A 9,538-nucleotide genomic window follows, 5' to 3' on the forward strand; every position below is an offset into this window, starting at 1 on the left:
CTGCCCGTGCGCCGGCCATGGCGGCGCGGCGGGCAGCGGTGAGGTTTATCTTCAGCTCGGCGACGCTGGCGGCGTCGAACAGGCCATTGGCGGTGGCGATGGCACGGACGAGCGCATCGGCCTCGAACAGTTCCTGGCGCAGCAGCTCGACCAGCCGGGCAGCGTTGCGCCAGCGCTCGGTCAGGGTGGCGGCTTTGGCCGCAATCTCGTCGCCAAGAGCGGCAATGTCGGCGCGGGCTTCGCTCTCGGCGGCGTCGATGCGGCGCGTGTCGGCGACGCAGATGGTTTTTTCCAGCAAGGTGATGACGTCGTTGCAGGCATCGAGCGCGGCGCGCGCCGCGGCCAGGTCGCCGTCGCCAAAGACGGCCCGGTCCTCGGCCTGCTCCAGCGCGCGCCTGCGGACGACGGCGTCGTTAATGTCGGTGTCGAGCAAGGCGATGACGGCCGCGAAATCGGCAGCCGTCCGCGCCTTGCCGAGGGTCTCGGCATGGGGGGTCATTGGGGTGGGTTCCTTGGTGGGAATGGTGCGAGAATGGTGACGTCGGCGGGACAGCACCCCCCTCTGTCCTGCCGGACATCTCCCCCGCATGGGGGGAGATTGGCAGCTCGAGCAGGCTCGCCAGTCTTGCTACGTCAGCGATTAGCGAAGGCAAAGATGCCGTTGATCTCCCCCCTTGCGGGGGAGATGGCCGGCAGGCCAGAGGGGGGTGGGCGGGAGCTCGGCGTTGACTATTGCCGCATCAAATTTTTCTACGGCTCGGCGTCGAATACCGGCGTAAACGCCCGGATCGTGCAGGGCGTCGGGTTGAGGTGGCGGATGCGGACCCTGCCCTGCCCTTCCCAGCTGTCGTCGACCGGTACATCGACATTGCCGGTGTAGAGTTTCGCATTGCCGTCGGGTGCGACGATGCTCGGCATGCGCACGCTCTCCCAGCGGCCGCGGAGGAAGGACTGCACCTGCAGCCCGGTGGTGTCGGTCTCGAGCAGCGACAGGATGACTTTCGCCACCTTCTTGCGGCGGCCGATGACGGAACCGTCCTGGCCGCCGACGTCGAGTTCCAGCGTGTTGGCCTCGGACTGGAAGGGCAGCCCGACCTGCCACTTCCCAGCTGTGGCGCCGGCGGGCAGCGCCACCTGGCCGGAGGCAACCGGCAGGCCGCGATAGACCTTGCCGCCGGCCAGCACGTCGACCAGTTGGCCGTTGAGATGGCCGAGCCCGGAGACGACGTTGACGGGTGCACCCGAATAGGTCAGTCCGCAATCGACCTGAAAGGCATCCTCCAGCATGCCGTATTCGAATGGCGTGGTCATGATTTCGATGTAGCGCCTGGTCACCCCGCCAATGGTGCGCTTGACGATCAGCCAGATGTCGTCGACGCCGTTCTGGCCAGGCGTCACCACGGCGCTTTCAACGACCGCCCAAGTGGGTTGACCGGGGGCGGATCCAGCGAAGCTGCCGCCGAAGCGATGGCGGTGCATGCCGCGCACCTCCTGGCTCGGCTGGTGGGTGTAGCCGCCAAGTTCGCCATTTTCGAGCGGAAACCACAGCATCGGGTCGGGGTCGGTCTGGAAGGCGAGTTCGACCACGCCTTGCTTGGGGATATGTTCCGAGATCTGGCCGATGTCATCGGAGGTGAATCTGGCTGTAGAACTCTGCGTCAGCTCGGCGATCGATTTGCGCGAGCGGGTGACATAGAGGAAGGACTGCCCGGCATCGACCGGGCGGATGCGGGCGCAGCCAAAGGTGCGCGAACGGCGGTTCTTGAACGAGGACGGGGTGAGTGCCTCGTCGATGCCGGAGCCGGACAGTGCCCTGATACCGCCCGACGTGCCGATCAGCAGCGCACCATCGGAATCGGCGATCCAGACGATGTCGTTGGCCTGGCCGCCGCCGGCCTGGACGAATTCCAGCGCGTCGTCATCTTCCTCGCCGAGCGCGAAATTATCGAAGTCGCCGGTCGCCGATGCATAGACCGAGAATTTTCGACTGAAGGCCAACCGCTCCTCATAGAGCGAGCCCGCCTCGACATATTTTCCGGGCACGAAGGTGCCAAGCCGCCAGCGACTGATCGGACTGAGATCCGGCAAGGCATGGCCATACAGACGAACGGTAACGACTGTCGCGCTCGTGCGCGCTGCAATCTTGGCCCAGCGCCACCGCCCATCCGAACCGAGCAGCCGGATGGCGCGGCCAATATCCGATGTCTGGAACCCGGTATCATCGTTGATGCCGATGACCGATGACGCCGTCAGATTGAACGGCGTCATCAGGTCGCCGTCCTCGTTCGGCGCCCATTCGGCGAGGTCGGTTCTGGTACTGTCAGAGCCGCCGCCACCGTCCATGTCCATGCGCAGATATTCAAAGGCGGCCTTGTTGAAGAATTCGAAGAACCGACGCTCGGAGTTACCCCAGCCTATCTGGCCAATCCGCGAGTCGATGGTTGTCCATGTCGATCCGTCGTTCGAGCCCTGGATTTCCCATTGCGTCGGCATGTTTTCTGCTTCCGACGCGCTGTTCATGGCTTGCACCCAGTAGGCGTTGCAAACCTTCTGCGCTCCGCTCGCCTGCCGATATTGGACCCAGCCATTGGTGCCGGCACCGATCTCCGCACCTGTTCTGCTGTCCTTGTCGAAAATCGCCCACGCCGACGCGGAACCGTTGCTGGCCAAAGCCGTTCCGGCCGGAGCCGTCAAGCCTGTCATCTTCGGCACGTACGAGCCGTAACTGGCCGGCGTCATCGTGGTGCCGGTCGTGTTGATTGGATCGTAAGGGCCGTCGAGGAACTCGTAACCTGCCAGCGTCCATGTCGTGTGGGCGGTGCGGGTCAGCACTTTGGGCGCATAGTTCTTGTGGGTGATCCACATCTGGTCGGCTGACTGGACATAGGCGAGGTCGAACAAATCGGCCTCCAGATAGGGCGAGGCCACCTCGACCGTGCCGACGCGGGCGCCATAGGCATAGACGCGGATATAGAGGTCGCCGAACTCCAGGCAGTAGGCCTGCTCGGAGGAGAAGATGAAGGGGATGGCGCGCGTCTTCCTGGCCGAATTCTTCACCTCGTTGACGAAATAGCTGCCGCCGCGGGCGCGGATACCGCCATGCGGCAACGTGACGAAGTTCTCACATTTGGACAGCGCCGCACGATAGAGATCGAGTGAGGCGCGCGCGTGCAGGCGCGGGCTGATTTCGCCACGGGTGAAAACGTCCTGGATAGGGTAGAGCGCGGTCATCGGGCAGACACCCTGAAGTCGCCGCGCTGCTGCGCCCAGGATGAGGTGTAGAGCCGGCCGCCGCGCTGGATGGCGTTGGCGGCAAAGGCCGCGTCCAGCGCCCGGTCATAGGCGGAGCGGGCGATGTCGATCATGCCCGCCTTGTGCGTCAAGGGATGCGCGATCTTGATGGCAAGGGCGGAGACCAGCACTTCGGTGAACAGCGCGTCCCAGTCGTTCGGGTCGGTAAGGTTGGCGATGTAACGGATGATCAATGGACCGGACCGGCCGCAATAGATCAGCCCGGCTTCCTGGCGCCAGGAGATCGGTACGCCGTCCGGCTCGCCATTTGCGGTCAGCGGCAGCGGCCGCAGGCAATCGGCGGGCAGTTCATAGGCGAAGTTCAAGGTGCAATTGCCGCTGCCGGTGTCGGCGCCGGCGACGCTGGCGGCAAGGATGGCGAACACCCAGACGTGCCTGGCGAGTTCGGCTTCCCGCGTCAGGTCGAAATGCAGGTTGAGCAGGCGCGCCGCCTTGACGTCCTGGTCGAGACTGTCGATCGGCGCCTCGTCGAGGACGGCGAGCGCCATATTGGCGATGTCGAGCGGGGTGATGGCCATGGATCAGCGCCTCGTGGATGGTGGTTGATTGGGCAGGGGCATATGGCGGAGCGCCAATCTCCCCCCTTGCGGGGGAGATGGCCGGCAGGCCAGAGGGGGNCCCCTCTGTCCTGCCGGACATCTCCCCCGCAAGGGGGGAGATCAGCAGTTTCGGCGACCCGCTGGCCGGACGAAAGGTACTACGCCTCGGTCGTCTTCAGCGCGATGAAGGTCATGTTCTTGACGCTGGACGCCGTGCGGTCCCAGTTCGCCGCCAGCGCGAGCTCGGCGTCGGTGGCGAACTCGCCGGCCGAAGACGCGTCGAGGAAGCGGGTGCCGGGCACGTGCGGGACGAAGTGCCTGCGGCCGACCATCTCGGTGACGCCGCCGCCATGGCCCTGGCGCGGCTTGCGGTCGAACTCCAGCGGGCCGCCTTCCGTGTTGACCGGAAGCTCGTTCCACAGGATCGCCTTGTCCTTGAACATGAAGGCGGTGTAGACGCCGGCCGCGACCGGAATGTCGTCATCGACCACGCAACGCAGCCCCATGTAGTAGGGGATGAGCGGCCCGCCCTGCTCTGACGACGGAACATAGTCGATGAGATCGGCGAGCTTCAGTGCCTTCATCTGCTTGGAGTGCATCCAGATCGTCTTGAACTTGTCCGCGCGGTCGCCCATCAGATAGGCGGCCTCGATGATGTCGGTGTCGACGATGGAGGCGCCGGTGAGGCGCACCAGGTCGCTGCCGTCGTTGGCGATGTTGTCGGCCACGACCCCTTTCAGGATGCCGAGCAGGGTCAGCTTGTTGGCGCGCTGCCAGTACTCGGTCTGGCGCTTGACGATCAGCTTCTGCGGATCGTCGCCGGCCAGGATCGAGGTCAGGTCCGGAACGCCCCAGGCCTGGGCGCGAACATTGCGGGCGGCGACCTCGCGGCGGGCGCCGATCTTCTTCATCTCGATGGAATCGGCCGGATCGTCATTGACGGGTTCCGACGGATCGTTGCCGAGATCCTTCCAGCCGGGCATGTCGACGGAACGGCCGCCCATCGACAGCTTGGCGGTGGTGGCCGGGTCGTTGAACAGGATGCCAGCCTGGAAGATTTCCAGCGACTGGACATGCTCCTCGAACGAGTACTGGGCATAAACGGACGGAACGATCGCGTCCGCGATACGGGTATAGGCGTCTGCCATTTTTCACTTCCTTTGAGGTTTAATGTGGCGGCAAGCTTTGGAGGACTAAAGGGGATTGTTGGGCATCCAGAGGTCCGGGTTTTCACCGGCCTCGCGTGCCAGCCGCCGGGCGCGGGCGGGGTCGCTTTTGACAAGGGCTGAAATCGCCGAAATGTTGCGGTCACCGGCGGCGTTGCGCTTGAACGGATTGCCGCCGCTCAAAGCCGCGCCGCCGTCGATCGTGTCTTCCCTGAACATCGCCTCGCCGACGGCATGGAACGCCTTGGCGATCTGCGGATCGGTCAATGCGCCGTCCGGCAGAAGGATGCCCTTGGCCTTATAGGCGTCGACCAGTCCGAGCTTCTTCATCGCCCGGTTGGCGACCTCCAGCTTCTGGCGAAAGCCATCGCTGTCGGTCGGTCCCCAGTCGCGCACGAGATCGTCATGCGTGGCCTCGACCGAGCGGGCAAGCGCGATGTCCTGGCGCGCGGCCTGTTCGGCCATGTAGCCGACGAAGCGGTCATGATAGGCCTGCGCCACTTTGGGCGTGGCGCCGGCCTCGACTGCCCAGGCCTTGGACGCCTGGGCAAGCTCGTCCGAATAAGCGAAGTTTTCAGGCAGGCCGTCGGGCCGCCTGTACTCGACCTTGTCGGGCGATGTCAGCGGACGCATGGTCTCCGGCAGCCGGGCATGAAATTTCTGCCAGTCTTCCGGGGATGCGTCGGGTGCTGGAACGCGCAGGCTCTCACCCTGCTGCCGCTCCAGTTCCGCATAGGAATTGAAAACCCGATCGAGGTTTTCGGCCTTGGTCCAGCCCTTGGCTTCAGCGAGCTTGCGGTTGCCTTCGGAAAGACCGTCAAACCAACTTTTGGCGCCAAGCGCGGCGGACCCGTTATCCGCGCCTGCCGGTGGCCGTACTGGGTTGCCCGCCGGCTGCGCACGCGCCGCCACGGACCCGGCGTCTGCCAGATCTGTCATGAGTGGATTCCTTTGATTGTTGTTAGAAGGAGCCGGCGGCGAAACTGCCAATCTCCCCACCTGTGGGGGAGATGTCCGGCAGGACAGAGGGGGGCGCGAAGGAACGCNGGCTTGAAATCGGTTGCAGCGTAGTCACTATCGCGGAGTTCCTTCACACCCCCCTCTGCCCTGCCGGGCATCTCCCCCACGAGGGGGGAGATTGGCTGTGTCGCCGCCTACGCGTTGTCGCCCCAGTTCTCCCACAGCAGCGTGATCGTGCCCGTCACCGCCAGCGTGCCATCGGCGTCGATATCCGCGCCGGTCGCAAACGCCAGGTTGAGATAGAGGTCGACCGGCGTCACCGTGCCGTCCAGCGTGGCGGCTGCCGCGACATCCGCGGTCGAGGCCGTCGACAGCGCGGCGCCCAGGCCATCCAGTGTGCGGGCCGTCGAAGCCAGCACATTGACCATGGCGCCGGCCAGCGTCGCACTCGATGCCGCCACAGAGCCCAGCGACCAGGTCAGCGCCGCATTGTCGTTGATGGTCGCCGCGCGGGTGGTCAGTACCGCAAATTGCAGTCTGGCCGTGCCGCCCTTGATGCGCACCTTGCCGTCGGCGAAATCGAGCAGTTTCTGGCTGGCATAGGCCAGCGCGTCGGCGACCGGCACCTGCATGCCGGCAAGGGTGAAGACGGTGCGGTACGAGCCGCCCTGCCCCGTGGTGACGGCCTTGAGGCCGAATTTGGGCGGGGCAGATCCGGCCTCGCGGGCGGCGGCGCGCGACAGCGTCCGGGGAAGACCTCGGGTCATTGGTATCTCCATTTCTATTCGGGAAATTGCTGGAAGGACGTTATTCAAAAAGCGCCGGATCAGCGCTGGCGTATCGATTCAACCGAGGCGCTATCGCCCTGTTCGCGCAAGGCGTTTCCGCTTTGGCGACCATCATCTTCAAGGCCTGAGAAACCATGTCGCATTTCGTGAGCCAGCATGCCGCCGTTTGGCCGCAATGCGCCAGCAACTGGCAACCATTCGCTCCAATCCGCGTTTGGGGCTTCAAAGGAGTTCCACGATGATCATCAGACAAGCCATTGCCGCCGTGCTCATGACTGCCGCCCTGGCAGGCTGCGCGACCCAGACCGAACAGCAGCAGAGGGCAACCAACGGCGCGCTCATCGGCGGCGGCGTCGGCGCGCTCGCCGGCCAGGCGCTGGGCGGCAACACCAAGAGCACCGTGATCGGCGCCGCCGGCGGCGCCCTGCTCGGCGCCGTTATCGGCCAGTCGACCACGCCGCAGCGCCGCGGCGAACAGCTGTGCCGCTACCAGGACCGCTACGGCCGGATCTACACGGCGCCTTGCGACGACCGGTATTACAAAAACGATTATTGAGGAATGGCTCCACCTTCTCCCCGTTCACGGGGAGAAGGTGCCCGAAGGGCGGATGAGGGGCGGCGCCACCATCTGAAAAGCTGGCGTTGCCGAAGCTCAATCCGCGAAATTGCGGTCTTATGTAGCAAACGCACCAACATTCCGACTGCCGCTACCTGGTGGCTTCACATAAAATCCGGGAATGCCAAGAGCTGCCCCCATCGTTCGCTCGACCCGATACGAACACGCGATAAACACGCTTGTGGCGAATCGCGCGGAGGTCGCGCCATTGCGGCGGCAGCCCTGCCGCTTCCGGAAAGGCGAGCTTTACGGATAATCCTGAAGTGCGAGGCGGAAGGCAGCAAGGAGACGGCCCAGCGCATTGTTCAACTGAGGGGCTGGGAGCCGTCGCTAGTCGAGCGGATCAGGCAGTGCGTCAATACCGCGAAGGTGCGGCGAAAGCGGAAGGCCAAGGAGACAGAGCGCGTCGAGAGACGAGTTTAGACGTTAGCGCCCGCTTTGCGTGCCGCTAAGATTCGGGGGTTAACCTTGTGGCCACGCGCGGCGCGGATTTTAAGCGCAGAATCGCTATTCGCCTTTAGCTGCTGCCGCAGCGAGGCGATCTCTGAGTCGTTGAAATGGGCTGGCCCCATCGGAGCTTGGGTTTCTTTTTGGCCAGTCGGCCAGAAATGTTCCTTCACTCTCTGTAAGACACCGAATGTCATGGCCAATTTCCTCTATCCAGAGGGACGAAATGTCCACAGAATAAGTCGACTTAAGCACATCAACCGTATTCCCAGCAATGGGAAAACGACAGTGTAGGCCGTCATTGGTTGATAAAGCTGTAACTGCCGCGATGGTTCCACCCTTCGAAAGGATGTAGTTCCGCAGCGTCGCCAACGTGCCGCCAAGGGTACAATTGTCGTCGGCCAGGACATAGGTGCAATCTTGTCGCACCTCTCCCGCGAAGGCTGGTTGCCACAAAAACCGTGGGAACCGCTTCAATTTCGTGCGACCCGGACGCGCCGTTTCGATGATCTGGTCATCGATGGGGCAGTCCATTTCTTGGGCGAGATATGCGGCGTAGGCAAATGGAAGCGCATTTGTCGGGCGAAGGGCATTTCCTCCTTCGTCCATATCGTGAGGATCATATTCCGGGTGAGGAATCACTATCCGAGCGGGTTTCTTCTTGGCGAGAACAAGATCAATTATCTGCTCAACCACAGTCTGACGCACGCATTGGTCGACCAAATCAGCGGCGGCGCTTTCGTCAAACTGCTTCTTGGCGCGCTCGTATATCTCTGTCCCTCTAGCCGCCTCCTTTGCCGATTTTTTATAGGTTCCCTTCAACTCGCTCCATCGACAGTGCGAAAGAATGAGCTGTGGGTCATCTGCCTGCCAAGGTAGACGGGGATGCCGGCCAATTTTGCTATTCACGCGGGCACATTCAGCAGAATCTCAACAATCGCCTCTTCTGCAATACTATTCCGCTCTTTGCCAGTACCCAGCCCATACGCGGCTAACAGAATGATTGAGCGCACCACCAAGCAATGCGAAGGCATTGCCGCCATTCGACTGGCGACGGTGATCTTCCAGCCATGCGGCGTGATTGGTTGAGGTAGCGGTGCGAAACGAGCAATGGTCGAGGAAGGGATGAAAAAGAATGATCCCGGCCGGATCTAAAGGCCAGAAACGGCCAGCCGAGGGGATCGGCATGCCGTCTGCGACATGTGCATTTGTGGCCAGGTCCGGAGGCATATCCCGAAATATTGCCTGGAGCAGCTGCAATCACGGCAAACGCTAGCGGGACAGCGCCCCCCCTCTGTCCTGCCGGACATCTCCCCCACACGGGGGGAGATTGGCAGCTTTGCGGATGCCGCCTACCCTTCCGCCCGTGCCGCCTTCTCCAGCGCAGCCAGCTGCGTCTCGTCCAGCGTCAGAAACCCCATTATGTGCTGCACGACTTCTGCCCGCGCGTTGCTGAGCGCGCTGTGCAGTTCGAAGCCGTTGGGCGTCCTCGTCCTGGCCATCCACTCGCCATAGGACGGGCGGCGGTAGTAGCCGACGGTTGCCGCGAGGTCGGCCAGCACCATTTCGCCGTCCTCGCCGGAGAACACCCTGAGATAGGCCTTGGTCAGCGCGTCGCGCGCCTTGGCGGGGCCGCCGGCCTGACTGGCGCGGGCGAAGCGTTTGGCGCTCATGCGCCCTGCCCCGGCGCGGCCGGAACGGCCGTCGCCT

The 9,538-nt window shown here is 63.5% G+C and carries 9 protein-coding genes and 1 pseudogene; 1 reads left to right on the top strand and 9 read right to left on the bottom strand.

All coding sequences use genetic code 11. From position 1 onward, the window contains the following. From X733_RS0136420 to X733_RS136610, 6 genes are all read right to left on the bottom strand, one after another. The coding region (locus tag X733_RS0136420; protein WP_031194379.1) for a hypothetical protein at positions 1 to 499 on the bottom strand (499 nt) is incomplete at its 3' end. A 251-nt stretch (positions 500 to 750) separates the two neighbouring features. Continuing rightward, positions 751 to 3,231 (bottom strand): hypothetical protein, encoded by a 2,481-nt coding sequence (locus X733_RS136630; protein WP_023753148.1) that lies wholly within the window; start codon positions 3,229 to 3,231, stop codon positions 751 to 753. After that, complete coding sequence (locus tag X733_RS136625) at positions 3,228 to 3,830, bottom strand: hypothetical protein (RefSeq protein ID WP_023753149.1); 603 nt, start codon at positions 3,828 to 3,830, stop codon at positions 3,228 to 3,230. The genes X733_RS136630 and X733_RS136625 overlap by 4 nt, the downstream gene beginning before the upstream one ends. A 179-nt stretch (positions 3,831 to 4,009) precedes the next feature. Next, positions 4,010 to 4,999, bottom strand: a complete 990-nt coding sequence (locus X733_RS136620; RefSeq protein WP_023753150.1) for a hypothetical protein — start codon at positions 4,997 to 4,999, stop codon at positions 4,010 to 4,012. A 45-nt stretch (positions 5,000 to 5,044) separates the two neighbouring features. Continuing rightward, positions 5,045 to 5,956, bottom strand: coding sequence for a hypothetical protein (locus tag X733_RS136615; RefSeq protein ID WP_023753151.1), 912 nt, complete (start codon positions 5,954 to 5,956; stop codon positions 5,045 to 5,047). 215 nt (positions 5,957 to 6,171) lie between these two features. After that, on the bottom strand, positions 6,172 to 6,744 hold the full coding sequence (locus X733_RS136610) for a hypothetical protein (protein ID WP_023753152.1): 573 nt from the start codon (positions 6,742 to 6,744) through the stop codon (positions 6,172 to 6,174). A gap of 259 nt (positions 6,745 to 7,003) precedes the next feature. Between X733_RS136610 and X733_RS136605 the strand changes: the two genes are divergently transcribed. Then, the gene (locus X733_RS136605) at positions 7,004 to 7,321 is read left to right on the top strand and encodes a YMGG-like glycine zipper-containing protein (protein ID WP_031194380.1); all 318 of its coding nucleotides are present in this window, start codon (positions 7,004 to 7,006) and stop codon (positions 7,319 to 7,321) included. Positions 7,322 to 7,888: 567 nt separating this feature from the next. Here the strand turns inward: X733_RS136605 and X733_RS0136425 are convergent. The 3 genes and pseudogenes from X733_RS0136425 to X733_RS0136430 form a co-directional block, all read right to left on the bottom strand. After that, positions 7,889 to 8,650, bottom strand: coding sequence for a phosphoribosyltransferase (locus X733_RS0136425; protein ID WP_023739166.1), 762 nt, complete (start codon positions 8,648 to 8,650; stop codon positions 7,889 to 7,891). Positions 8,651 to 8,782: 132 nt separating this feature from the next. Next, positions 8,783 to 8,911: pseudogene (locus X733_RS1000000171210) on the bottom strand (IS1595 family transposase); the annotation flags it as partial. A gap of 269 nt (positions 8,912 to 9,180) precedes the next feature. Beyond that, positions 9,181 to 9,538: hypothetical protein (locus X733_RS0136430; RefSeq protein ID WP_245274559.1), on the bottom strand; the 358-nt coding region annotated here is incomplete at its 5' end.

The organism is Mesorhizobium sp. L2C066B000, from assembly GCF_000502335.1.
GTDB lineage: Bacteria > Pseudomonadota > Alphaproteobacteria > Rhizobiales > Rhizobiaceae > Mesorhizobium.